At 67.6% G+C, this 23,988-nt stretch carries 23 protein-coding genes and 1 pseudogene; 12 read left to right on the top strand and 12 right to left on the bottom strand.

Annotated elements, in window-relative coordinates; genetic code table 11:
* Positions 1-156 precede the first annotated feature (156 nt).
* Complete coding sequence (locus tag ACJH6I_RS20065) at positions 157-1,134, top strand: diiron oxygenase (RefSeq protein ID WP_318987333.1); 978 nt, start codon at positions 157-159, stop codon at positions 1,132-1,134.
* A complete protein-coding gene (locus ACJH6I_RS20060; RefSeq protein WP_318987332.1) occupies positions 1,134-2,564 on the top strand; it encodes an FAD-dependent oxidoreductase in 1,431 nt (476 codons plus the stop codon). The genes ACJH6I_RS20065 and ACJH6I_RS20060 overlap by 1 nt, the downstream gene beginning before the upstream one ends.
* On the opposite strand, the gene ACJH6I_RS20055 is transcribed toward ACJH6I_RS20060, so the two are convergent.
* Positions 2,540-3,274 (bottom strand): TetR/AcrR family transcriptional regulator, encoded by a 735-nt coding sequence (locus tag ACJH6I_RS20055; RefSeq protein WP_318987331.1) that lies wholly within the window; start codon positions 3,272-3,274, stop codon positions 2,540-2,542. The genes ACJH6I_RS20060 and ACJH6I_RS20055 overlap by 25 nt on opposite strands.
* Before the next feature lie 71 nt (positions 3,275-3,345).
* Here ACJH6I_RS20055 and ACJH6I_RS20050 point away from each other — a divergent pair.
* Positions 3,346-3,936, top strand: a pseudogene (locus tag ACJH6I_RS20050) (carboxymuconolactone decarboxylase family protein); the annotation flags it as partial.
* A gap of 110 nt (positions 3,937-4,046) precedes the next feature.
* Entirely contained in the window at positions 4,047-4,838 is a 792-nt protein-coding gene (locus tag ACJH6I_RS20045) for a 3-oxo-5-alpha-steroid 4-dehydrogenase (protein ID WP_293012501.1), read from the top strand.
* A gap of 30 nt (positions 4,839-4,868) precedes the next feature.
* Here ACJH6I_RS20045 and ACJH6I_RS20040 read toward each other — a convergent pair whose 3' ends face one another.
* On the bottom strand, positions 4,869-5,774 hold the full coding sequence (locus tag ACJH6I_RS20040) for a sigma-70 family RNA polymerase sigma factor (RefSeq protein ID WP_318987329.1): 906 nt from the start codon (positions 5,772-5,774) through the stop codon (positions 4,869-4,871).
* Positions 5,775-5,856: 82 nt separating this feature from the next.
* On the opposite strand from ACJH6I_RS20040, the gene ACJH6I_RS20035 reads away from it, so the two are divergent.
* The 4 genes from ACJH6I_RS20035 (at position 5,857) to nagA (ending at position 11,178) form a co-directional block, all read left to right on the top strand.
* On the top strand, positions 5,857-7,566 hold the full coding sequence (locus tag ACJH6I_RS20035) for an APC family permease (protein WP_318987328.1): 1,710 nt from the start codon (positions 5,857-5,859) through the stop codon (positions 7,564-7,566).
* 95 nt (positions 7,567-7,661) lie between these two features.
* Positions 7,662-8,660, top strand: coding sequence for an SMP-30/gluconolactonase/LRE family protein (locus tag ACJH6I_RS20030; protein WP_318987327.1), 999 nt, complete (start codon positions 7,662-7,664; stop codon positions 8,658-8,660).
* Positions 8,661-8,756: 96 nt separating this feature from the next.
* A complete protein-coding gene (locus ACJH6I_RS20025) occupies positions 8,757-10,004 on the top strand; it encodes a D-alanyl-D-alanine carboxypeptidase family protein (protein ID WP_318987326.1) in 1,248 nt (415 codons plus the stop codon).
* A 13-nt stretch (positions 10,005-10,017) separates the two neighbouring features.
* The gene (gene nagA, locus ACJH6I_RS20020) at positions 10,018-11,178 is read left to right on the top strand and encodes an N-acetylglucosamine-6-phosphate deacetylase (RefSeq protein WP_318987325.1); all 1,161 of its coding nucleotides are present in this window, start codon (positions 10,018-10,020) and stop codon (positions 11,176-11,178) included.
* A 199-nt stretch (positions 11,179-11,377) separates the two neighbouring features.
* On the opposite strand, the gene ACJH6I_RS20015 is transcribed toward nagA, so the two are convergent.
* Genes ACJH6I_RS20015 through ACJH6I_RS19990 form a run of 6 tightly spaced genes read right to left on the bottom strand, consistent with a single transcriptional unit; the run spans position 11,378 to position 17,771 of the window.
* Positions 11,378-12,943 carry a radical SAM protein gene (locus ACJH6I_RS20015; protein WP_318987324.1) on the bottom strand — a complete coding sequence of 522 codons (1,566 nt, stop codon included), beginning with the start codon at positions 12,941-12,943 and terminating at the stop codon, positions 11,378-11,380.
* Positions 12,940-13,389 carry a hypothetical protein gene (locus ACJH6I_RS20010; protein WP_318987323.1) on the bottom strand — a complete coding sequence of 150 codons (450 nt, stop codon included), beginning with the start codon at positions 13,387-13,389 and terminating at the stop codon, positions 12,940-12,942. Before ACJH6I_RS20010 ends, ACJH6I_RS20015 begins: the two co-directional genes overlap by 4 nt.
* Positions 13,370-14,170, bottom strand: a complete 801-nt coding sequence (locus tag ACJH6I_RS20005) for a prolipoprotein diacylglyceryl transferase family protein (RefSeq protein WP_318987335.1) — start codon at positions 14,168-14,170, stop codon at positions 13,370-13,372. Before ACJH6I_RS20005 ends, ACJH6I_RS20010 begins: the two co-directional genes overlap by 20 nt.
* Positions 14,171-14,205: 35 nt before the next feature.
* Positions 14,206-15,312, bottom strand: a complete 1,107-nt coding sequence (locus ACJH6I_RS20000) for an NDMA-dependent alcohol dehydrogenase (RefSeq protein ID WP_318987322.1) — start codon at positions 15,310-15,312, stop codon at positions 14,206-14,208.
* Between the two features lie 13 nt (positions 15,313-15,325).
* A complete protein-coding gene (locus tag ACJH6I_RS19995) occupies positions 15,326-16,261 on the bottom strand; it encodes an alpha/beta hydrolase (protein ID WP_318987321.1) in 936 nt (311 codons plus the stop codon).
* Positions 16,262-16,274: 13 nt separating this feature from the next.
* Entirely contained in the window at positions 16,275-17,771 is a 1,497-nt protein-coding gene (locus tag ACJH6I_RS19990; RefSeq protein WP_318987320.1) for an NAD(P)/FAD-dependent oxidoreductase, read from the bottom strand.
* 125 nt (positions 17,772-17,896) lie between these two features.
* Between ACJH6I_RS19990 and ACJH6I_RS19985 the strand changes: the two genes are divergently transcribed.
* Complete coding sequence (locus tag ACJH6I_RS19985) at positions 17,897-19,156, top strand: helix-turn-helix domain-containing protein (RefSeq protein WP_318987319.1); 1,260 nt, start codon at positions 17,897-17,899, stop codon at positions 19,154-19,156.
* A 3-nt stretch (positions 19,157-19,159) separates the two neighbouring features.
* On the opposite strand, the gene ACJH6I_RS19980 is transcribed toward ACJH6I_RS19985, so the two are convergent.
* Both ACJH6I_RS19980 and ACJH6I_RS19975 read right to left on the bottom strand, forming a co-directional pair.
* Positions 19,160-20,287 carry a HAMP domain-containing sensor histidine kinase gene (locus tag ACJH6I_RS19980; protein WP_318987318.1) on the bottom strand — a complete coding sequence of 376 codons (1,128 nt, stop codon included), beginning with the start codon at positions 20,285-20,287 and terminating at the stop codon, positions 19,160-19,162.
* A complete protein-coding gene (locus ACJH6I_RS19975; protein WP_318987317.1) occupies positions 20,284-21,006 on the bottom strand; it encodes a response regulator transcription factor in 723 nt (240 codons plus the stop codon). Before ACJH6I_RS19975 ends, ACJH6I_RS19980 begins: the two co-directional genes overlap by 4 nt.
* A 153-nt stretch (positions 21,007-21,159) precedes the next feature.
* Here ACJH6I_RS19975 and ACJH6I_RS19970 point away from each other — a divergent pair, with 153 nt between their 5' ends.
* From ACJH6I_RS19970 to ACJH6I_RS19960, 3 genes are read left to right on the top strand one after another with little or no spacing between them, the layout of a single operon-like run.
* Positions 21,160-21,618, top strand: coding sequence for a DM13 domain-containing protein (locus tag ACJH6I_RS19970; protein ID WP_318987316.1), 459 nt, complete (start codon positions 21,160-21,162; stop codon positions 21,616-21,618).
* The gene (locus ACJH6I_RS19965; protein WP_318987315.1) at positions 21,618-22,115 is read left to right on the top strand and encodes a DoxX family membrane protein; all 498 of its coding nucleotides are present in this window, start codon (positions 21,618-21,620) and stop codon (positions 22,113-22,115) included. The genes ACJH6I_RS19970 and ACJH6I_RS19965 overlap by 1 nt, the downstream gene beginning before the upstream one ends.
* A 1-nt stretch (position 22,116) precedes the next feature.
* Positions 22,117-22,362, top strand: a complete 246-nt coding sequence (locus ACJH6I_RS19960) for a hypothetical protein (RefSeq protein WP_318987314.1) — start codon at positions 22,117-22,119, stop codon at positions 22,360-22,362.
* Positions 22,363-22,382: 20 nt separating this feature from the next.
* Here ACJH6I_RS19960 and ACJH6I_RS19955 read toward each other — a convergent pair whose 3' ends face one another.
* Both ACJH6I_RS19955 and ACJH6I_RS19950 read right to left on the bottom strand, forming a co-directional pair.
* Positions 22,383-23,474, bottom strand: a complete 1,092-nt coding sequence (locus ACJH6I_RS19955; RefSeq protein WP_318987313.1) for an NmrA family NAD(P)-binding protein — start codon at positions 23,472-23,474, stop codon at positions 22,383-22,385.
* 67 nt (positions 23,475-23,541) lie between these two features.
* Positions 23,542-23,982 (bottom strand): MarR family winged helix-turn-helix transcriptional regulator, encoded by a 441-nt coding sequence (locus ACJH6I_RS19950; protein ID WP_212806702.1) that lies wholly within the window; start codon positions 23,980-23,982, stop codon positions 23,542-23,544.
* Positions 23,983-23,988: the final 6 nt, after the last annotated feature.

Raw genomic sequence — 23,988 nt, 5'->3', positions numbered from 1 at the left:
CGAATGCGGATACCCACTGGGCACGACAACCTCCCAAATCAATGGATGTTGTCTTGACCGTATGAATCTGCCGGGGAAAACTCACGATCTTCTTCACGTTCGGCGGGAAGAAAGTCAGGTATTTACTGGGACCACTGTTCCCGGTAAATTGGAGACATGACTCAGGCAATGGAGCCCGGTTACCAGAACCTCCTCGACGTGCTGTCGGAAGGCTCGGTGCGGCGCCGCTTCGACCCCTACCTCGACATCGCGTGGGATGCCCCGGACATGCAGATCGACCTGCACGATCCGCGCTGGGTGCTGTCCCCCGCCATCGACCCGCTGGGTGCCACCGAGTGGTACCAGAGCCAGCCACTGGAACGGCAGATCGAGATCGGCCGGTGGCGGACGCTCAACACCGTCAAGGTGGGTGCGGCGTTCGAGAGCATCCTGATCCGCGGGCTGATGGCCTTCATCATGAAGCTGCCCAACAACTCCCCCGAGTTCCGGTACGCGCTGCACGAGATGACCGAAGAGTGCAACCACATCCAGATGTTCCAGGAACTGGTCAACCGCTCCGGTACCGATGTCCCGGGCATGCGGAAGCTGTTCTTCAAGCTGTCGCCGTACATCGGCCTGGTCGGCCAGTACTCGCCGACGGCGTTCATGGCCGGCATCCTCGCCGGCGAGGAGCCCATCGACCACTTCCAGAAGGGCATGATCCGCAACGGCGCCAACCTGCCACCGGCAGTGCTGCGCACCATGCAGATTCACATCGCCGAGGAGGCCCGCCACATCTCGTGGGCCAACGAATTCCTCAAGACCCACATGCCCGAACGGTCGTGGCGGTTCAAGGCCTTCGCCACCGTCGCCTTCCCGCTGACGCTGCGCTGGCTGGCACACGAGATCATGGGGTCGTCGAAGTCGTTCGGCAAGCAGTTCGACATCCCGGAAGACGTCATGCGGCAAGCCTTCTGGCGCAGCCCGCAGTCGCGGAAGATCATGGCGAGTTTCTTCGACGAGACCCGCGCGCTGGCCGAGGAGATCGGCCTGATGAACCGCGTCGGCCGCTGGATGTGGAAGCGCTGCGGCATCGCCGGTGAGACGGCCCGCTACCGCAGTGCCCCCAACCGCGAGGCACAGTTGATCGCCTGATGCCCCACGTCATCACGCAGTCCTGCTGCAGCGACGCATCGTGCGTCTACGCCTGCCCGGTCAACTGCATTCACCCCACGCCCGACGAGCCCGACTTCCACACCGCCGAGATGCTGTACATCGATCCGGTGGAGTGCGTCGACTGCGGCGCGTGCGTGACGGCCTGCCCGGTCGACGCCATCAAGCACGACGGTTCACTGGAGCCGACCGAGAAGGTCTTCCTCGAGCTCAATGCCGGCTTCTACAAGGAACCACGGCCCCGGCCGCTGCTGGCGCCCGTCGTTCCCCCGCTGCAGGTCCGCGCCCCCGGAGCCATCAGCGTGGCCATCGTCGGGTCCGGCCCGGCGGCGATGTACGCGGCCGACGAAGTGCTGACCATCCCGGCCGCCCGCGTCCGGATGTACGAGCGGTTGCCCCAGGCCGGCGGTCTCGCCCGCTTCGGCGTGGCCCCGGATCACCGGCGTACCCGGGGCGTGTCCCGGCAGTTCGACACCATCACCGCCGACCCGCGGCTGGAGTTGGTGACCGGCGTCGAGATCGGCTCCGATATCACCCACCAGCAGCTGCTCGCCGAGCATGACGCCGTCATCTACGCCGTCGGCGCCGCGACGGATCGTCCACTGGATGTACCCGGAGCGAGCCTGCCGGGCGTCAGCTCGGCCACCCGTTTCGTGGCGTGGTACAACGGCCATCCCGACTTCGCCGACGCCGTCTTCGACCTGTCGCAGCCGCGCGCGGTCGTCATCGGCAACGGCAACGTCGCGCTCGACGTCGCCCGGATTCTCACCACCGATCCGGACCGGCTGGCCGCCACCGACATCGCGCCGCACGCGTTGAAAGCCTTGCGGCAGAGCCAGATCGACGAGGTCGCGGTCGTCGGCCGGCGTGGGCTCGCGCAGTCGGCGTTCACCGTGCCGGAGCTGGTCGGCCTGACGACGATGCCCGACGTCGACGTCGTCGTCGCACCACAGGACCTGGCGTCACTGCCGGACACCGATGCGCGCGCCCGCATCCTGCGGGACCTGCCACGACGGCCCGGGAACCGCCGCATCCGGCTGGAGTACCTGCAGTCGCCCACCGCCATTGCGCGCACCACGGCCGGACTGGACATCGAGTTCGCCCGCAACGAACTGGTGGCGGCGGCCGACGGCACCATCAAGGTGAAGCCGACCGGCGACCTGCACACCGTCACTGCCGGACTGGTGCTCACGTCGATCGGCTACCGGGGACGGCCTGTGGCCGACCTGCCGTTCGACGAGGCGCGGGGCACGGTCCCCAACGACAGCGGTCGCGTCGACGGCCTCGCCGCGACCTACGTGACGGGCTGGATCAAACGCGGTCCGACAGGGTTCATCGGCACCAACAAGTCCTGCGCGCAGGAGACCGTGCGCAGCCTGGTGGCCGACTACAACGCGGGGTTGTTGGCCTGACGGTTCGCCAGCGCGGCCACCACGGCGACGAGCGGCTCATCACGACTGACCTCGAACCCGATGGCCCGTGCGGCACCGTCGATGACGTACCAGGTGAAGTCGGCGAGGTGCGCGATCATCTCGTCGCGGGTGTGCGTCGGTTCCGGCGTGCGCACCCAGGCGAACAGCGTCTCCTCGACCATGGTCACGATCGCCAGCGGGACCAGTTTGAACGCGCTGTCCTCGACGCCGATCGCCAACTGGATGGCGGCGATGATGCCGTCGGCGCGTTCGATGATGCGCAGCTTCAGCTCGCCGACGGCGTCGAGCGTCTCGTCCCCCTCGAACGACGGGCCACTGCGCGCGAACTCGTTGAGCCGCGGATGGTCGATCATCCAGTCCGCGACGGCCTCGATGGTGCGGGTCAGAATCTCGCGCAGCGAGCCGTCGGAGATGTCGAGCTTGCTGACCAGGACGGACCCGAAGTCGTCGATGAGATACGACCGCACCCGCCGCTCGAGTTCCTCCTTGCCGGAGGTCTGCCGGTAGATCACCGACTTGGCGACGCCCGCGCGTTTGGCGATGGCGGCGACGGAGATGTCGGCGCCGGGCGGGCTCTCCTCGAGCAGTTCGATCATCGCCAGCAGGATCTGGGCCCGGCGTTCGGCGTTGTGCTGCTCCCACCGCGCCTCGTACCCACTCACCGAGGCAGAGTTCGGGGCCACAGACATGTGTCTTACGGTAGCCGCCGCCTTCTCGTGTGATGCCCGCCACACCCCTGTCACACCTCGCGACGCTGTCTCGTCCAACCGGTATGACCACAACACCACGCATCGAACCCCTGCCCCCGCAACGCGCCGGCCTGCTGACCCGGCTCATGTACCGCTACGCCAAGCGTGAGTTCGGCGAGGTGCCCGAACCGTTCACGGTGGCGGCGCACCACCCGCGGCTGCTGGTCGCCAACGCCGTGCACGAGACCCTGCTCAAGAACGGTTCCAAGACGCTGCCCGACTCGGTCCGCGACCTCGCCGTGTTCTGGACCGCACGGACCGTGGGCTGCTCCTGGTGCGTCGACTTCGGCACCATGCTGATGCGCCTGGAGAGCCTGGATGTGGACCGGCTCAAGCACATCGACGATTACGCGACCTCGCCGCTGTTCACCGACGACGAGCGGGCCGCGATCGCCTACGCCGACGCGATGACCACCGATCCGCACAACGTGACCGATGAACAGGTCGACGATCTCAAGCGCCGGTTCGGCGAGGCCGGTGTCATCGAGCTGACCTATCAGATCGGTGTGGAGAACATGCGGTCCCGGATGTACGCGGCGCTCGGGATCACCGAGCAGGGCTTCAGCTCGGGCGACGCGTGCCGGGTGCCCTGGGAGGCCTAGCCCGAGCGAGCCGGGACTCTCGCTGGCCTCACGCCCCGGCCAGGTGGTAGAACACGTTACAGAAATGGCGGCCTCGGCCGCCGAAACCGCCTGTTCAGCGAGGACTGCCCATGCACTGGTACACCGGCAACACGTTCTATGACACCGTGCTGACGGCAGCCTTCGCGTTCGCCGCGTTCGTGATCATCGGCGGTTTCTTCGCGCAGAGTTCCTACGGGCGGTTCTCGACGACGAAGCTCGGCCTGAATCTCAACCCGAAGCTCGGTTGGTGGCTGATGGAGATCCCGGCGACGGTCGTGTTCCTCATCAGCTACCTGGCCGGGCCGCACCGCTTCGAGCCGACATCGCTGGTGCTGGCCGGGATCTGGCTGCTGCACTACGCCAACCGGGGCTGGTTCTTCCCGCTGGCGATCCGCCAGGCGCCCGGCAAGCGCGGCACCTTCAACGTGTCGGTGATCGTGATGGGCATGCTCGTGACGTCGATGCACGGCTACCTCAACGGGACCCTGTTCAGCCACGACTTCTTCGGGCAGTACACCACCGCGTGGCTGACCGACCCCCGGTTCCTGGTGGGGCTGGTGGTCTACCTCTGCGGCTTCGTGCTCCTGGTCAACTCCGAGTCGATCGTGCGAAACCTGCGCGACAAGAACAACCCCGGCGGTGCGGAGTACCGGATTCCGTTCGGCGGCGGTTTCCGGTTCGTCACCAGCCCGGCGTATCTGGGCGAGCTCATCGCCTGGTCCGGCTTCGCGCTGCTGACCTGGGCGCTGCCCGGGGTGGCCATCCTGTTGATCACCGCGGGCAATCTCATTCCCCGGGCGCTGGGCACCCATACCTGGTACCAGGAGAAGTTTCCCGAGTACCCGACCGACCGCAAGGCCCTGATCCCCTACGTGCTCTAGGGCCGCTGATCAGACCGCAGCGGCGAGCCGCTAATCAGACCGCAGCGGTGACGCCGTGAACTTGTCCGGGTTCGCGATGTCCCACAGCGCGACGACCTTGCCGTCGCGCACCGTCATCGCGGTGACGCGCGGCAGCATCTCCGGATGCTCACCGTCGGCGGGGAGGCCGGGGCTGTACGCACCGAGTTCGCCGTTGACGAGCGCCAGTTGCGACGTCGAAAGCCATTGCGGCCCATAACGTCTGGCCAGCCCGAACAGGAACCGGGCGACCTTGTCCGCGCCGACGATGGTGCGGGGCGCCGTCGGTGCCCGACGGTTGGAGTCACCGGTGAACGTGGCATCGGGATGCAGCAGTTCGACGACGGCGGCCATGTCCCCGCCGGCGAGCGCGGCCATCAGCTTGCCGACGACCTCATTGTGGCCGGCGTCCGGCGGTGGCGCCGGGGCCTCGGAGACGGCGCGCCGGGCCCGTGACGCGAGCTGGCGGGCACTCGCATCGCTCACGCCGAGCACCGACGCGATCTCGGAGAACGGCACCGCGAAACCGTCGTGCAGGACGAAGGCCACGCGCTGGTCGGGTGTCAGCCGCTCCAGCACCACCATCGCGGCGAATCGCGCGTCTTCTCCCGCGACCACCGCGGCCAACGGGTCGGACGCGTCGAATCCCGTCACCACCGGTTCCGGCAGCCACTCACCGAAATAGGCCTCGCGGCGGTGCGCCGCGGACCGCAGCCGGTCCAGGCCGAGGCGGCTGACCACCGTCGTCAACCAGGCACGGGGCTCTTCGATCGACTCGACATCGGCGCTGTGCCAGCGCAACCAGGCGTCCTGCACGATGTCCTCGGCGTCGGCGTAGACACCGGTCAGCCGGTAGGCGACGGACAGCAGGTGCGGGCGTAACCGCTCGAATTCATCGGTGTCCTGCGCAGTGGTCACAAACACCAACCTACGACTCGGTGTTCGAGCGCGGCGAACCGTAGCATCTCATCGGCAATCAACCGGGATGAGCAGGGAGCAGATGACCACGACAGCGCCAGACATCGTCGCCCGAGACAAAGGCCTCAAACGGGGTGCCCTCGGTCTGGTGTCCAGCGTGGTGGTCGGGCTGGCGTCCACTGCTCCGGCATACAGCCTGGCGGCGACGCTCGGTCTGGTCATCGCCGCGGGCGGCACGCTCCTCGCCGGGGTCAAAGCGCCTGCGATCATGCTCATTTCGTTCGTGCCGATGTACCTCATCGCCGTCGCCTACCAGGAATTGAACAAGGCCGAGCCCGACTGCGGCACCACGTTCACGTGGGCGGCCCGGGCCTTCGGTCCCGTCGTCGGCTGGTTGGGCGGCTGGGGCATCATCGCCTCCGACGTCATCGTGATGGCCAATCTCGCGCAGATCGCCGGGTCGTACTCGTTCACGTTCGTCGGTGACCTCGGGTGGCATTCGGCCGCCGGTCTGGCGAACAGCACGCTGTGGTCGACGGTGGCGGGCGTCATCTGGATCGTGTTGATGACGTACATCTGTTACCGCGGCATCGAGGTATCGGCCCGGCTGCAGTACGTGCTGCTGACGGTCGAGGTCGTCGTACTCATCGTGGTGTCGGTCGTGGCGCTGGTGAAGGTCTACACGCATCACGGGCATGCCTACTCGATCATGCCGTCGTGGTCCTGGTTCTGGCCTGGCGGAATGGATTTCGGCACGGTGATCGCCCCGGCGGTGCTGGCCACCATCTTCATCTACTGGGGTTGGGACACCGCGGTGGCGTGCAACGAGGAGTCCGACGATCCGGGCCGCACCCCCGGCCGCGCCGCCGTCATCTCGACGTTCCTGCTGCTGGCCACCTACGCGTTGGTCACCGTTTCGCCCATCGCGTTCGCGGGCGTGGGCACCGAAGGCATCGGGCTGGGCAACCAGGAGAACGCCAAGGACGTGTTCACCGCCATCGGGCCATCGTTGTTCGGGGACAGCGTGATCGGGAAGATCGGCATGCTGCTGCTGTCGGCGTCGATCCTGACCTCGGCGGCCGCCTCGACGCAGACCACCATCATGCCGACCGCGCGTACCACCCTGTCGATGGGCGTATACCGGGCGCTGCCACAGAGTTTCGCAAAGATTCATCGCCAGTACCTGACACCGACCACCTCGACCATCGTGATGGGCGTGCTGTCGGTGCTGTGCTACGTGCTGTTCACTGCCATCAGCGCCGATCTGCTGACGGCGCTGATCGGTTCGGTCGGCCTGATGATCGCCTTCTACTACGCCCTGACCGGGTTCGCGTGCCTCTGGTTCTACCGAAAGACGTTGACCCGCAACGTGCGTGACTTCATGATGCGCGGCCTGCTGCCGTTGTTCGGCGGCATCACACTGTCGGTGGTGTTCGTCTACGGCCTGGTCCAGTACAGCAAGCCGGACTGGCTCAAGGACGAAAACCACCACAACGTCACCATTTTCGGGTTCGGCGCGGTGGGTGTGGTCGGCGTTGTCGGGTTGCTGCTCGGTGTGGTGCTGATGTTCGCATGGCGCGTCGCGCAGCCCGAGTACTTCCGTGGGCTGACGCTGCCGCGGCGCCATGACCTGGTGCTTGATACGCCGGCCTCCGTTCAGTCCGCACCGGCGCATTTCGGGTTGCCGGACTCCGGCGACATGCCGACGGTCATCGCCCCCGACCTGTCGAACCTGCCGCCCGGCGAGACGGCCGTGGACACGGCGACGGGCGAGGAGTTCCGTCGCGACTGACGGCCGCCCGGCGGGCAGTCGTGAAAACCCCGAATCCAAACGGAAATTGGAGGTTTTCCCGTCTGCCGACACGTAACAGGCGTTACCGTCTACACGTGCCGCACAAGCCACCCATCAACCCGGTGCGCTGGACCCCGCCGCCGGTCGACGCCCTGCCTGATTTCCCGTCCGCGGAACTCACCATCGTGCCGATGCCCGGCGATGCTCCCGAGGACGTGGTCGTCGGCGCCGACGGCGTGTTGTGGACCGGCCTGGTCGACGGGCGGATCGTGCGGGTCTCCCCCGACGGTGACACGGATGTGGTGGCCGATACCGGCGGCCGGCCGCTGGGGCTGCACGTCGCGCGGGACGGGCGACTGCTGGTCTGCGACAGCTACCGGGGGCTGCTGGCGCTGGATCCCGGCACCGGCGCCCTGGAGGTGCTGGTACCCGACATCGACGGCCGGCCCCTGCGGTTCTGCTCGAACGTCACCGAAACCGAAGACGGCACAATCTATTTCACCGAATCGACCAGTTCGTTCCATTACGAGCACTTCCGCGCCGCGATCCTCGAGGCCCGCGGCGACGGCGGCCTGTACAAGCTGGCGACCGACGGCACGGTCAGCACACTGCGCGAGGGCTTGTACTTCGCCAACGGCGTCACCGTCACCGCCGACGGCACCGCGCTGGTGTTCGCCGAGACGCAGGGGCGTCGGCTCTCGAAGTACTGGCTGTCGGGACCACAGGCCGGCAGTATCACGCCGCTCGCGGTCAACCTGCCCGGCATGCCCGACAACATCTCGACGGGCGCCGACGGGCGAATCTGGGTCGCGTTCGTCACCCCGATCAACGCCGCCGCCGAGTGGCTCGCGCCGCGACCGACCATCCTGCGGCAGTTGGTGTGGCGTCTGCCGGACGCGCTGCAGCCGCAGATGGCGCTGGAGGTGTGGGCCGTCGCCTTCGATCCCGACAGCGGCGCCGCGGTCGCGGGCGTGCGCGGCCGGCACCGTCAGTTCGGACAGGTGACCGGACTCGTCGAGCACGACGGGCGGCTGTGGATGAGCTCCATCGGTGTGCCCGCCCTGGCGCACTGCGCGCTCCCCGAGCGCCGGTAGGCCCCGGTTAGCTAATTCACATTTGTAACTTCAACCCCACTTGTCACAGCGCGGCAACACGGGATCCGGTCGTCCGTCACCTAATCTGGCGACACCATGGCGACCACCCGATCAACGTCACAGCGCGCTGCAGCCCTGGCAGCAGCGTTTTTCCTGGCGGCCGCACCGGCGTTGGCCTATGCCGAACCCGACCCGCCGGCCGCGGATCCATGCCCGTATCGGGTGAACACCCCGCCCGCGGTCGACCAGTCCGAGGTGCCCAAGGCGGGCGACCCGCCGGCCCCGATTCCCGTCCCGGCGACGCCGCTCGGCGGCGACCTGATGGGCAGCTGCGGCATCGTCGCCGCACCGGACATGCCACCCCTGCCCGGCGACGTCTCTGCCGACGCCTGGCTCCTGGCCGACCTCGACAGCGGCGACATCATCGCCGCCAAGGACCCGCACGGGCGCCACCGCCCGGCCAGCATCATCAAGGTGCTGATCGCGACGCAGGCGCTGCGTGAACTACCCATCAACAAGCGCGTCACCGGAACCCCGGAGGATGCCGCCGCCGAGGGCACCCGGGTCGGCGTCGACGACGGCGGTATCTACACCGTCAACGATCTACTGCACGGCCTGCTCATGCACTCGGGCAACGACGCCGCGCACGCGCTGGCGATGCAGGTCGGCGGCATGGACACGGCGATCGAGAAGATCAACGACCTGGCGTCCAAGCTGGGCGGTCGCGACACCCGGGCGGCCACCCCGTCCGGCCTGGACGGCCCCGGCATGAGCACGTCGGCCTACGACATGGGCCTGTTCTACCGCTACGCCTGGCAGAACCCGACGTTCGCCTCGATCGTGGCGACGCAGAAGTACAACTTCCCCGGCCACCCGGCCAAGCCCGGCGAACCCGGCGACCACCCCGGCTACGAGCTGGAGAACGACAACAAGCTGCTCTACAACTACCCGGGCGCGCTCGGCGGCAAGACCGGGTACACCGACGACGCCGGGCAGACGTTCGTGGGCGCTGCCGATCGCGGCGGGCGCCGGCTGGTCGCGATCCTGCTGCACGGCACCCGCGTGCCGATCGCGCCGTGGGAGCAGGCCGCGCGTCTGCTGGACTACGGGTTCGCGACGCCGCCCGGCACCAAGGTCGGCACCCTGATCGAGCCGGACCCGTCGCTCACCCAGCGCAAGCCCGACGCCAAGCATCCCGCGGCTGCCCAGGCCTTCGACGGTCTGCCACCGGTCGACGCGGTGCCGATTCGCGTCGGGGTCGGCGTGGTCGGGTCCGCGGTAGTGCTCTCGTTGATGATGGCTGCCCGTTCGATCAATCGGCGCCCACAGCACTCCAACCGGTAGAGACTGACGGGCGATGACGCTCATCTCGGCCGGGACGGTGGTTCTCGGCGATTCCGTGTGCCGGCCCGGGTGGCTGGAGATCGATGGTGACCGCATCGTGGCGTGCGGTGGCGGCGCCCCGCCCCGCGGTGTCGACGTCGATTTTCCCGACGGTGTCGTGGTGCCGGGCTTCGTGGACATGCATGTGCATGGTGGCGGCGGCTTCTCCTACGGCACCGACGATCCGGGTGACGTGGTGCGGGCCGCCGAGTTTCATCGTGCCCACGGGACCACGACGACCCTGGCAAGTCTGGTCACGGCGGCGCCGGAGGTCCTGCTGGCGCAAATTCAGACGCTGGCCGACGCGGTGCGCGATGGCGTCGTCGCCGGGATTCATCTGGAGGGTCCGTGGCTCAGTTCGGCGCGCTGCGGTGCGCACGACGTAACGCAGCTACGGGAGCCCGACCCCGCGGAGATCGATGCCGTACTCGCCGCCGGCGACGGGGCCATCCGCATGGTCACGATCGCCCCCGAACTACCCCGCGCCGACGTCGCGATCGAACGGTTCGTCGACGCGGGAGGCATTGTGGCCGTGGGCCATACCGACGCCAGCTACGAAGAGACCAAACGGGCACTGCAGCTGGGCGCCACCGTGGGCACGCATGTGTTCAACGGCATGCGCCCGCTCCATCACCGCGATCCGGGCCCGGCGCTGGCGCTGCTCGAGGACAGCCGGGTGACGGTGGAGCTCATCGCCGACGGCGTGCATCTCCATCCCGCGCTCGTGCACCAGGTGGCGGTCACCGCGGGCTCGGATCGCGTCGCGCTGATCACCGATGCGATGGCGGCAGCCGGCATGCCCGACGGGACGTACCAACTGGGCGGGCTCGACGTCGAGGTCGCAGGCTCGGTGGCGCGGCTGCGCGAGCGGTCCACCATTGCGGGCGGTACGGCCACGATGGACGCGTTGTTCCGGACGGCGGCAACGGGTTTGGAAGCGGCGTCGGATTCGGCACTGCGGCACGCCGTGGCGATGACGGCGACCACGCCGGCGCGCACACTCGGCTTCGACGACGTCGGCGCCTTGGCGCCCGGGAAGTCTGCCGACCTCGTCGTGCTGGACCGCAACCTGCAGGTGCAGGCAGTTGTGCGGCGCGGGGTGTGGTCGGCCTCCGGCGCCGCCCCTCCCCGTTGACCCTGTACGCAGGGCTCAGTTGTTCGAGTGACGAGCGCCGCCACGTGAGGGTGAACGAGCGGCGCCGCTGAGATGGCGTTGATCCTGTAATCAGGGCGGGTTCTTGCGAGTAACCGAGAACCCAAGTCCGCGAGCCTGACCACACGGCGAAAATCCGACCGAAATATCACCCTGTGGCAGGTTCGCGGGCACCTGGCCCTCAAATCACCGTGAGCGGCAAGGCCTTTCCCAAATCAGTGCCCGCGGCGACGGACATCCGCTGACGCCCGAGCGCCGGCCACGCCTGTACCGCACAGAACGGCGCGCACTGGTCCTGGCTCGACCGGGTGCCGACATGGACGCAGCACTGCACCAGACGTTCTTCGATCATCGTCGAGATGTCCATGAACGGCTTGACGGTGATGCGAACCACCCGCTCGCCCAACAGTTTCCGCACCCGGTTCTTTCCGCCCGGCAGGGCCGACGACGCCAGCGCCAGCAGCGTCGGCATGCCCAGATCGCAGTTCTGGCAGATGGTTCGCCACACGTCGCCGATCCCGGGATGCGACAGCGAGGACTGCTCGGACAACAACCCCAGGAGCGATTCCCGGACCGCCAGCTGCAGTTCCTGCGGCAGCTCGCTGTCGGCGATCCTGTTGGACACCAACCCGAGTCGTTCTTTGAGAATGTCATGGCCGATCAGCGACACCAGCGACCGCCATTGCCCCGAATCGTCGCGCAGCACGTAGCCGACCGAGCAGCAGTGCGGATGCGAGCACGGCAGCGCGGTGAGGTCCCGCCAGGTCACCAGGCCGGCGGTCTGCGGGTCGAGTCTGCTCAGCACACCGGTGTGCGTCAGCCGGTCGTGTGCGTCCAGGTTGCCCGACCGCCCCGAGCCGAACTGCGGCTGAATGGTGATACCGCCGACATAGGGGGTATTCAGCGCCAGCTGCACCATGTCGCCGATCTCATCGTCGTTGACGCCGAGCGCGGCAGCCATCACCAACGTCGTGAAAATCTGGCGCTCCGAAAGGCGCTGCAATGCCAGCGTTTTCAGCTTGCGGAGGTCGCCGCCGCGGTGGTGCCGGTGCGCCGTCTCGGACAGTCCGTCGTATTGCAGATACACCTCGACGCGGTGCCGGTGGCCGCTGAGCAGTTCGAGGAGGGCATCGTCCGTGGCGATCCGGATGCCATTGGTGTTGACCAGGATTCGGGTGATGGGCCGGCTGGTCAGTGCGTCGAGCAGTTCGGCCAGATCGGGATGCAGCGTCGGTTCCCCGCCGGACAGCATCAGCACGTCCAGCCGACCGTTCTCCCGCGCCAGCCGCTGATCGACATTGGCCAGCACGTCGGCGACGGGCACCACATTGCGCAGGTCGGGCGACGAGTCGGTGAAACAGGTGGGGCACCGGAGATTGCAGACCTCGGCGATGTCCTCGAGCAGGATGCAGGTGTGCTGGGTCTGCATCTCCGGCAGCCCGCGCAGATACGCCGACGGGATCGGGTCGAAATTGCCTGCCACATCAGGCATGTGCGCCTTGGTCGGGGCGGTCCACTCCTCCAGGTACGCAAGGATCTCGGGGCTCTCGTCGTACAGAGTGCTGATCAGGCCATGTGCCGGGCAACCCCGCTCCAGCCACACCTTCCCGTCGCGCTCGACGAGCCGGCCGGCCAGTCGCGCCACATCGGCGAGCGGCCGTTCGGGAGCCTCGTGGTGACAGCGCGGGCAGTAGGCCGTCACGTAGCGCAGGATGCGGTCACCGCGCAGACCCATGCCCGCCGTCATGTGTACATCGTCGGGTTGAGGCCGGTGCAGTATCCAACGGTCAGGATCGAGGTGAGGGCCCAGCCGATCATCAGGCCGAGGCCGAGCCCCTTGGATGCCGGGTTGCCGGTCTTCCACAGCGCGAAGCCACCGCCGAAGGCAAGGAAAGCCAGCAGCGCGGCCCCGAAGGCGAGCAGCACCTTCTGCTGGTCGGCGAGCATCAACGTGAGGAAGCCGACGCCGACGTTCAGCACCGGGAAGAGGATCACCCCGCAAACCACACCGCCCCCCGAGATCGCCTTGGGGTTCGGCGGCGGATAGCTGTACTGCGGGTACTGCGGGTATTGCGGGTACTGCGGCGGATATTGGGGGTATTGGGCGTATTGCGGGTGCTGGGGTGCGTTCTGGCCCGGCGGCACGCCGTCGCCGGGCTCGTCGTCCGGATAATCAATTGGCGGCTGGGACACGGTCGCCCTCCTTGTCTGCAGACGAAACCCGGTAGTAGCCGCGGCGATAACCGCGCCACACCCGAAAACCCAAGAGCGCCAATGACGGCAGCAGCACCCATTGCGGCCGCGTCAGGTCCAGCCACACGGTCTCGTTGGCGCGCACGAATTCCACGAAGAAGCGGAACACGGCATAGGCCGCCACGTAGATGACGAACAACTCACCGGGATGGAGGATTCTGGGCCGCAGCCACATGAGCACGGCGAAAGCGGCCAGCTGGAACACGATTTCGTAGACGAACGACGGGTGCATGGCCAGCCCGGCCACACATCCCGGACACTCGGGGGTGCTCGCCGGCGCATGTACGCCCCACGGCAGTGTCGTCGGGCGGCCGGGCGCCTCCGTCAGCAGGCACCCGATTCTGCCGATCGCCATCCCCAGGGCGACCGCCGGAGCGAACAGGTCCCCGGTCTTGCCGCGATATCCGCCGAGCCGTTTGGCGATCAGCACCCCGACGTACGCGCCCAGCAGCCCGCCGAGGATGCTCTTGGAGCCATACTCCCACGCCTGCGCGACAGTGGGATTGGCGCCGAAATCGAGGTGCCGCGCCAACCCTGAGGCCCGCATGCCGATCGCCCCGCCGACAAGGGCACCGGTGACGGCCACGAGCGACTGCTCGTTCACCGCGCCGCGGCGCCGCGCCTCGTGGACGAACACGAGGACGGCGGCGAGGACCCCCAATCCCACGAACAGACCGTGGACCGGTACCTGCACCGGTCCGATCTGCCACTGCGGGATCATCGCGATCACAGTGGCAAACCTACCGGCCGGACTCGTCAGTGCACGATGATCCCGCGAATGTTCTTGCCTTCACGAAGATCTTGATACCCCTGGTTGACCTCTTCGAGGGTGTATCGGGTGGTCACCAGGTCGTCGAGTTGCAGCTGGCCGTCGTTGTAGAGCCGCAGCAGGCGGATGATGTCGTACTGCGGGTTGGCGGAGCCGAACAACGAGCCGCGAATGGTCTTCTCGAACAACGTCAACTCCAGGCCCGAGACGTGAATCGTCAGCTTCTCTGGGTTGGCCATACCGATGACCACGACAGTCCCGCCCTTACCGATGGCACTGAATGCCGACGTGACGACGTCCTCGTCCACGGTGCCGACGCAGATGATGGCCTGATCGGCCCCCTGCCCCCAGGACAGCTCGTTGATCTTCTCGGCGGCGGCCTCGGCACTCGCGAAGACATGCGTCGCACCGAATTTCAGCGCGGTATCGCGTTTGAACGGCACCGGGTCCACGGCGACGATGTATTTCGCGCCGGCATGCGCGGCGCCCTGGACGGCGTTGATGCCGATGCCGCCGATGCCGTACACGACGGTGATGTCGCCGGGCCGCACGTTGCCCGCGTAGGTGGCGCCGCCCCATCCGGTCGGCACGCCACAGCCGACGAGCACGGCGGTCTCGAGCGGCAGCCAGTCGTCGATCTTGACCACCGAGTGCTGCGAGATGGTGGCCTTCTTGGCGAACGTCCCCAGCATGCACATGGCACCGAAATCCGTACCACCCTTGTGGAATCGGAAGGAGCCGTCCGGCATGGAGCCTTCCAGGATGGTTGCGCCCATGTCGCACAGGGCCTGCCGGCCGGTCGAGCAGTATCGGCAATGGCCACAGCTCGGGATGAAGCTGCACACCACGTGGTCCCCCGGCTTGACCTTGGTGACACCGGGGCCGACGTCCTCGATGATGCCGGCGCCCTCGTGCCCGCCGACGATGGGATAACGCGGTGGGAGGTCGCCGTCGGACAGGTGCAGGTCGGAGTGACACAGTCCGGCGGCGGTGTAGTTGATCAATACCTCGCCCGGCCCCGGCCCGTCGAGATCGAGTTCCATGATCTCGAAGGGCCTACCCGGCTCCAGCAGGACAGCTGCGGTGGTCTTCATCGGTGGATTCCTTTCAGGCTGAGTGGGTAACGCTGCGGTGCCCTTGGGCCGGGGCCAGATCGCGCTGCAGGAAGTCGAGCTGGTCGGCCAAAACCCGCTGCTGCCAGGGACCGTCGTAGAAATCGAGGTGGTCTGCGGGGTACTCACGCAATTGCGCCCAGTACCCGGCGCGGCGGGCGGCCTTGCGGGCGGCGGCGGCCGGCGCGATGCGGTCGTCGGTGCCGGGCTGGACGAGGATCGGGCACGCCAGCTTCCCGGCTTTCGTGATCGGGCGGTTGAACGCGACGCCGAGGGCATGCCGGCCACGCACCTCGTTGCGCCATGTCGGCCCAGCGACGGGCAGCCAGGCCTCTTCCGAACCCGAGGTGGCGATCACCGCGTTCGAGCCGGGTTGCCCGACCACCGGCACCATGTGCGCGGGCCGTCCGCGCGCCGCGCGCAGCACGTCCCGCAGCGCATTCACGCTGGCGCGCACCAGATATCCGACGCCGCAGTTGCGGACCAGGTGGGCCAGCGTGGCCCGCCCGTCGACGGCCGGATTCATCGAGATGACGGCCGCGATCCGCTGGTCCCGGGCGGCTACGGCGATGACGTGACCGCCGGCGTACGACGTGCCCCACAGCACGATCCGGTCCGGGTCCACGCCGGGCAGGTGCCGCGCGGCGGCGATGGCGGCGTGATAGTCCTGCCGCTGGCGGGAAATCGAGACATCCTGCCGGGGAACACCTTCGGATTCACCGAACCCGCGGTAATCGAAGACCAGTACGTCGAGGCCGGCGGCGGCGAACGGCTCGGCGAAGCCGAGCAGCGCGGTGTCCTTGGTGCCGCTGAAGCCGTGGGCCATCACCACGCACGGCCGGCCGGCCTCACCGGCCAGCGCATCGGTGGCAGCAGGCAGATGCCAAGCGGCACAACGGACGCCGTGGCTGTAGAAGTAGAGCTGCTTCATGAACGATGTCTCCCTACGAGGCGTACGCGACGGACTTGACGGACGAGAACCGCAGGCCCGGATCCTCGACGGGACCGCCCCGCAGCCGCTCGGCATCCATCTCGTAGGCGTGCTTGACCAGCCACGAACCGCTGTCGCCGCTGCGGGGGAACTGCTGGATGCCGCGCTGCACGTAGCCCGACGACAGGTCCATCAGCGGGCCGCGTGCCATGTCCGGGTTCTCGACGACCGGCACCACGACGTCGTGACCGTGGGCGTCCATGTGGTCGAGCATCCGGCAGAAGTGCTCGCAAACCAGATCGACCTTCAGGGTCCACGCGATGTTGGTGTACCCCATGGCGAAGGCCATGTTGGGGACGTCGGACACCATCATGGCCTTGTACACCGTGTGATCCGGCATGTTGAGCACCTGACCGTCGACGCTCAGCGCGATCTTGCCGAACAGCGACATGTTCAAACCCGTTGCGGTGACGATGATGTCGGCTTCGAGCTCCTGCCCGGACTCCAGCAGGATGCCGCGCTCGGTGAACCGCTCGATCTGGTCGGTGACGATCGAGGCCTTGCCGGTCCGGAAGGCCTTGAACAGGTCGCCGTCGGGCACCATCGCCAGGCGCTGCTCCCACGGGTTGTAGCGCGGGGTGAAGTGGGTATCGACGTCGAAGCCCTTGGGCAGCTGCCGGGCGACGTTGGCGATCAACAGCTTTCGCATGATCTTCGGGTACTTCTGGCAGAGCTTGAACAGTCCGCGCGCCGTCGCGATGTTCTTGCGCCGCACGATCGGGAAGGCGCGCTCGTGGCCGAGTACCTTGTTGAGCGCGTTGGTGATCGGGTCCGCGGCCGGAACCGACAGCACGTAGCTCGGGGACCGCTGCAGCATGGTGATGTGGCCGGCCTTGTCGGCCATCGACGGGATCAGCGTGACCGCCGTTGCGCCGCTGCCGATGACGACGACCTTCTTGCCGGCGTAGTCCAGATCCTCCGGCCACAGCTGCGGGTGGATGACCGGGCCCGCGAAGTCGTCCTTGCCGGGGAAGTCGGGGATGAAGGGCTTTTCGTAGTCGTAGTACCCGGTGCCGAGGAACAGGAAGCGGCCGGTGAACGTCGTCGTGTCATCGCCCTGCGTGGTGGTGACGGTCCAGCGCCCGGTGTCGGAGTCGAAGTTCGCGTTCTGCACGTGCCGGCCGAACCGGATGTGCTCGCCGATCCCGTTCTCGTCGACGGTCTGCTGCAGGTAGTCGAGGATGATGTGACCGTCGGCGATCGACTTGCGGTGGGTCCACGGCTTGAAGCCGAACCCGAACGTGGGCATGTCGGAGTCCGAGCGGATGCCGGGGTACTTGTGCAGGCTCCAGGTCCCGCCGATGGTGTCGCGCCCCTCGATGATCAGGAACGACGTGCCCGGGCGGTTCGCCTTCAGGTGATACGCCGCGCCGATGCCGGAGATGCCGGCGCCGATGATCAGTACGTCGACGTCCTGCGTCGTCGACCGCTGCGTTGAGGTGATGGACACTGTGTGGCTCCTGACGGGTGGACAGCTTTGTGTGATGGCACTCACGCTATGGACGTCGCGGGGCGCGTAACAGGTGCGACGGCCCAGTACTCGACCCGCGATATGTGCAGGGGCATACTTCGTTGATGGCCGCCGAGACACCATCACGTGAGGTCATCGACCTCATGGGCGACGTCGCCGAACTGATGCTGGCCGAGCTCGACGACCTGGTCGCCGAGATGGACGCCGCCGAGATCGAGCTCTCCCCCGCCGCCGGCTCGGATGCGGCCGTGCTGGCGGATACCACCGCCAGCAACCGGGCCAACGCCGCGCGGGTGCTGTCGATGCTGGCCCGCAGGGAAGCCAAGCCCGCGCCCATCGACATCCCACCCGAGGCCCTCGATGTCGCCCGCACGATTGCCCGCCGCGGGTTGGAGCTCGATGTGCTGTTCCAGTCCTACCGGCGCGGACAGAACGTGGCGTGGAGTCGCTATATGAAGCACGCCACCCGACTCGTCCCCTCCGGTCCGCTGCTGCTCGAACTGCTGGAGGCGTCCTCACAACGCCTGTTCGAGTACGTCGACACCGTGCTCGGGTGCGTCGTCACCGCGGCGCAGCGCGAACGCGAGGAAGTGCTCGGCGGCGCCATCGCCCGCCGCGCCGAGACCATCCGGCTCATCCTGGACGGCGCCGCCATCGACGCCGGGCGGGCCGGCGAGCGCCTGGGGTACGACCTGCGCCAGCGCCACACCGCACTGGTGCTGTGGACGCCGCCGCACGGGGACGTCCAGGGTGCGCTCGAATCCGCCGCGGCGGTGCTGGCGCGGGCCGCGGGTACCCGACCACCGCTGACGTTGTCCGTCGGTCCCTCGACGTTGTGGGCGTGGCTGGGCAGCAGCACCGAGCCCGCGGTCGACGCGCTGTCCGACGCAATCGAGCAGGCGCAGAACCACATTCGCGTCGCGGTGGGACCGACGCGGCCCGGCATCACCGGCTTCCGCCGCTCCCACGAGGCGGCGCTGTCGATCCAGAGTCTGCTGGCCGGGCACCCCGGCGGCGCCCGGGTTGCGCTGTTCCGCGACCTCGAGGTCACGGCGCTGGCGGCCCAGAACACCGACCGCGCAGCCGAATTCGTCGCCGCGACCCTGGGCCCGCTCGCGGAGGACACCCCGGCGGCGGCCCGCCTGCGCGACACCCTGCGGGTGTTCCTCGACGAGGCGGACAACGCACCCCGCGCCGCCACCCGCCTGCACACCCACCGCAACACCGTCCTGCAGCGGGTGGCCCGGGCCACCGAATTGCTCGGTTACCAGCCGGGTGAACGCCGGCTCGCGATGGAACTCGCGCTGGAGCTGGCGCACCAACTCGGTCCCCGCGTGCTCACCTCGGCGCCACCGGGCGCATAGCGATCACGTCGTCGGCAGCGTCACGTCCAGCCGGAAGCCACCGGGCACATGCGCGGCCGACACCTGACCGCCGTGGGCTTCGACGATGCCGCGCACGATGGCCAGGCCGATGCCGGCGCCCGAGCCGTCGGCCTCCGGGGTACGGGCCTGCGTACCGCGCCATCCCATGTCGAACATGCGCCCGAGATCGTGCGACTGCACGCCGGGACCCTGATCCAGCACCGTCAGCACGATCCGGTCGCCGTCGAGGTGATGGGCCGAGACCTGGATCTCGGAATCCTCCGGCGCGTGCCGAATGCCGTTGACCAGCAGGTTCGCCACCACGCGGGACAGCTCTCCCGGATCGGCATAGAGGACTTGGTCGGTCATTTCCGCATGCGTGATGGTGATGCCGCGGGTGGCCGCGAGGGCCTGCACGTCGGACACGACATCGGAGACGAGATCGAGGAGCACCACCGGCTCCTTGCTGAGCTTGAGCATGCCGCTCTGGATCTTGGACAGCTCGAACAGCCCGTCGACCATGCCGTTGACCGCATCCACCTGATCGCGGATCTGCCGGATGTAGTCGGCCGGCTCGTCGACGACGCCCTCCTCGAGTGCCTCGGCCATCGCGCGCATACCGGCCAGCGGTGTCCGCAGATCGTGCGAGACCCAGGCGACCAGCTGACGGCGCGACGCGTCGAGTTGCTCGACCTCGGCGCGGGCCGCCGCCAGCTGCGCGGACGACTGCGCGAGTTGGCCGGACAGTTCGGCGAATTCGCGCGAACTGTCGACGTCCGCCGTGACGACCTCGCCGCTGCCGATCTGCCGGGCCGCGCGTTGCAGCCGGGCCAGCGACCGCCGCAGCCGTCGCAGCATGAACCCGGCGGCGAGGCCGGCCATGAGCGCCGAGATGGCGAGCACCGCCAGCAGCACCTGCAGGTCGTGCGCCGACAGGTACATCTCGATCGAGATCGCCACCGTGGAGGCGACGATGGCGACGATCGTCGCGCCGATCAGCGCCGCCACGTGCGTCCCGATGGAGCCCCGCCGATTCAGCTGCATGACGAGAACCGCTGCGCCCGTGGCCACCGACGTACAGATCAGGGCCGTCACCGCGATGATGACGAGGTCCGCCGCGCCGAGGATCATGCCGACCGCCCCGATGGCGTGAACCGGTACCCCGTGCCCCACTCGGTGCGCAGGTAGACGGGGTCACGTGGGTCGGCTTCGATCTTCTCGCGGAGCCGCCGGATGTGCACGGTGACGGTCGACGCGTCGCCGGCACTCCAGCCCCACACCTCGCGCAACATCTCGTCGCGGGAAACCACGCGGTCGGGGTTCTTGAGGAGGAAGAGCAATAGTTCGTATTCGCGTCCGGTCAGCTCGACATCGGCACTGCCGCAGGTGATCCGGCGCATCGTCGGGTCGATGCGGAACCGGCCGACGACGAACGGAGCGAGCGGCGACTGATGGGAGACCCTGTGCCGCAACAGTTTCGAGATGCGTAGTTGCAGCTCACGCAGCGCGAAGGGCTTGGCGAGGTAGTCGTCGGCACCGAGTTCGAGGCCGTCGATCCGGTGACCGCTCGCCCCGAGGGCGGTCAGCATGATCACCGGAACGTCGGAGCGGCTGCGGATGTCGCGCAGCAGGTCGTCGCCGGACAGCCCGGGCAGCATGCGGTCGAGTACGAGCACGTCGGGTGTCGAGCGCTGCACGGCGTCGCGCGCGGTTTCCCCGTCGGAGAACTCGTCGATCCGAAAACCTTTGGCGCGCAGGTACGCCGCCACCGCGGTCCGCACCCGCTGGTCGTCTTCGACCAGCACGACGTGCGCTCCGCCGCCGTCGTCGGAGCTCACGGGCGCATCCATGTCGCACCTCTCATGGTGCTGAGCCTAGACAGCGGGCCGGGTATCGGGCTGTTTCTTACGGTTCTGAAATCTTTGGCGAACGCCCGCCGGGCGCTCCCTAACTTCGTCGGCGACGGGGTGATCGGCACCCCACGACGCTCGAAGGAGTTCCACATGGTCATCAAGCCGATCGCAGCGACAGCAGCTGCGGTGTTCGCGCTGACGCTCACCGCGTGCGGTGCGAACGAGATGAAGTCGGCCGGTTCGTCGAGCCCCGCCAGTTCCGCGATGTCGTCCACCATGACCTCCGCGATGGCCACCGCGAGCTCCGCCGCGCGGACGGGTCATTTCACCGGCCTCAATGGCAAGCACGTCGCCGGCACGGCGACCGTGACCGGCATGAATCTGGAGTTCGCGGAATTCTCGTCCGACGAGGGCCCGGACCTGCACGTGTACCTCACGAAGGGGTCCACCGAGTCCGATGTCGCGGCGGGTAAGGAGATCGCCGCCATCAAGTTCGACCAGGCGACGCAGTCGTTCCCGCTGTCCGGCATCGACACCATGGGTTACACCACCGTCGTCATCCACTGCGACAAGGCGAAGGCAGTCTTCGGCGCTGCCTCCCTCATGTGATGTCCGATCTGATGACCACCCGCGCACTGAACACGCGCGACCGGGCCGACCTGGCCGCGTCGATACTCTTCGGCGCGGTCCGGGTCGGGCTGGGACTGCTGTGGCTCCATGAGGGCTATGTGAAGTTCCGGGCTCACTTCGGGCGTGCGGACATCCTGCTCGTCGTCGACGGCGCGTCGGCGAATTCGCGTGTGCCGGAGTACTTTCGCTTCGTCGCCGAGCACCTGTTGCGGCCGACGGCCGACCTCGCCGGCGTCATGACCGCGCTGACCGAAGTGACACTGGGTCTGGTTCTGATCCTCGGGGTGTTCAGCACGCTGTCCGCCGTCACCTCGGCGGGCTTGCTGGCCGTCTACTGGAGCTCGGACCAACTCATCGCCCAATATCCGATCATGGCGCTGCTGAGCGTGGGCGTCCTTGTCGGACAGGGTTATTCGAACCGCTGGTCGATCATGGCGCTGGTGCGCCGGCGACCGGCCCACCAGGAAGTGGAATGACATGAAAGCAGTACTCATCGGGTCGGGCATGACGGCGCTGGCTGCTGTCGTGATGCTGCACGCGCCGGCGGCATCGGCAGCGTCGGCCGAAGGGGCCGTCAACGACCTGCGGGCCGCGGGATATCTGGTGCAACTCAATCAGACACCCACGGCACCGCTGACGGCCTGCACGGTCGGTGGCGTGCGCACGCTGGAGGGCGGCACCCCGTCGGCTCTCGTCGACATCGTGTGCCCCGACGGCTGCTGACGGCGGCGTGCCGACCGGGTTCAGAGCTTTCCGGTGCGCAGGTCCTGGCTGCTCTTCAGCACAGCCGAGTCCAGAGTCCAGTTCTCCGGCTGGACGCGTTCCCAGAGGCTGCCTTTCCCGGTCGCCCTGCCGAGTTCGTCTTCGCGTCTGAACCACTGCTCAGCGGTGCCAATCCGGTTCGGGTGGATGTCGTCCAGCAGCGCGTAATCGCGCGTGATGATGCCGTCTTTCCACAGATTCCAGAAGCCGGTGAAGTTGTCGCGAAATGTCATGGTGCTCGGGTCATTCGGGTCGGCGTTGTATCCGGCAGGGCTGTCGGCGACGCCCCCGAGCGGCCCGCGCCAGTACGCGTCCATGTCGGTGTCGACGTATCGGGCGGGGTGCCCGGTGACCGTCTCGAATGCCCGGGCAAGTTCGTGATACGGGATGTGGTCGATGGCCACCTCGAGGTCCATGCCGTTGGAGCGGTCGGTGTTGTCGAAGAGCCAGCGGACGTAGTAACCGCAATCCTCGAGTGAGACATGGGGCACCGCACCGTCGCCGAGTGGTACCCGCCAGGTGACGACGCCGTCTTCCACGCTGGGTGCCATGGGCGTCAGCGGTGAGATCGTCATCTCGATGTACGGCCCCGAGGTGAAGATGGCGGCGCCCATGCGAGCCGAATTCGCCTGATTTTGCAGCAGGATCCATTCGGCGATGCGGCCCTTGCCGTCGTAGTGGCCGGCGCGGTACCTGGAGTCGTACCCGGCCTTCTTGAGTGCGTAGTCGAGGTTCCCGTAGACGAAGAATCGGATGCCTTCTTCGATGGCGATCTCGTAGGCGCGGATGGCCCAGTACATCTCGGTCTTCTCACCGGCGTTGAATCCGTCGATGTTGATGAACGCACCGTCGCATCCGCGGAAGCCTTCGCGCAGCACGGCCTCGTCGGTGAAGGTGCCTTCGAGCGGCGAGACGTTTCCCAGCTCGAGCAACGATTTGGCCCGCGCACTCGTGGCGTCGCGAGTGAGGAAGCGGACGGAGTACTTTCCGTCCGCGACGAGGTCGCGGACGATCGGGATGCCCTGGGCCCCGGTCGCGCCGATCATGAAGATCTTCGACGTGGGATGTGACATGACAGCTCCTCTATTTGATGTATATACAACGTTGGGATCGCGGGAATGAGCCGAGCCCAACAGATCTCTAGTCGCCGGGCGGCAGACCGATACTGGTCGCCAGGGTCCGGACCGCCTTGACGCCGCCGGCGCCCATCAGCTCGGCGGCCTCCTGTTGCGCCTGCCGCCATGCCGGCAGCACGGTCTCGATCTTCTTGCGGCCCGATCCGGTCAGCGCGACCTCACGCACCCCTTTGGCGTTCGCAGAGACCGCCTCCACCCAGCCGTGCTTCATCAACAGACTCAGGTTGCGGCTGACGGTCGACCGCTCCAGCTGCAGCACCTCACCGATCCGGGCCGGCGAGCAGGGCCCCACCTTCCCCAGCGCCGCCATGAGATTGATCTGGGCGATGCTGACGCCGTGCTCCTCGAGGGCATGGTCGTACAGACTCGTCACCGCCCGGCCGAGCAGCCGGACGCGAACCGCCAGGCAATTACTGACGATCTCATCGACAGCGGCGTGGACCATGCCACC

It is taken from the genome of Mycobacterium sp. SMC-13 (assembly GCF_045311035.1).
Taxonomy (GTDB): Bacteria; Actinomycetota; Actinomycetes; order Mycobacteriales; family Mycobacteriaceae; genus Mycobacterium.
The sequence above is the reverse complement of the archived record's forward strand: the minus strand, read 5'-3'. Positions and strand labels throughout refer to the sequence as shown.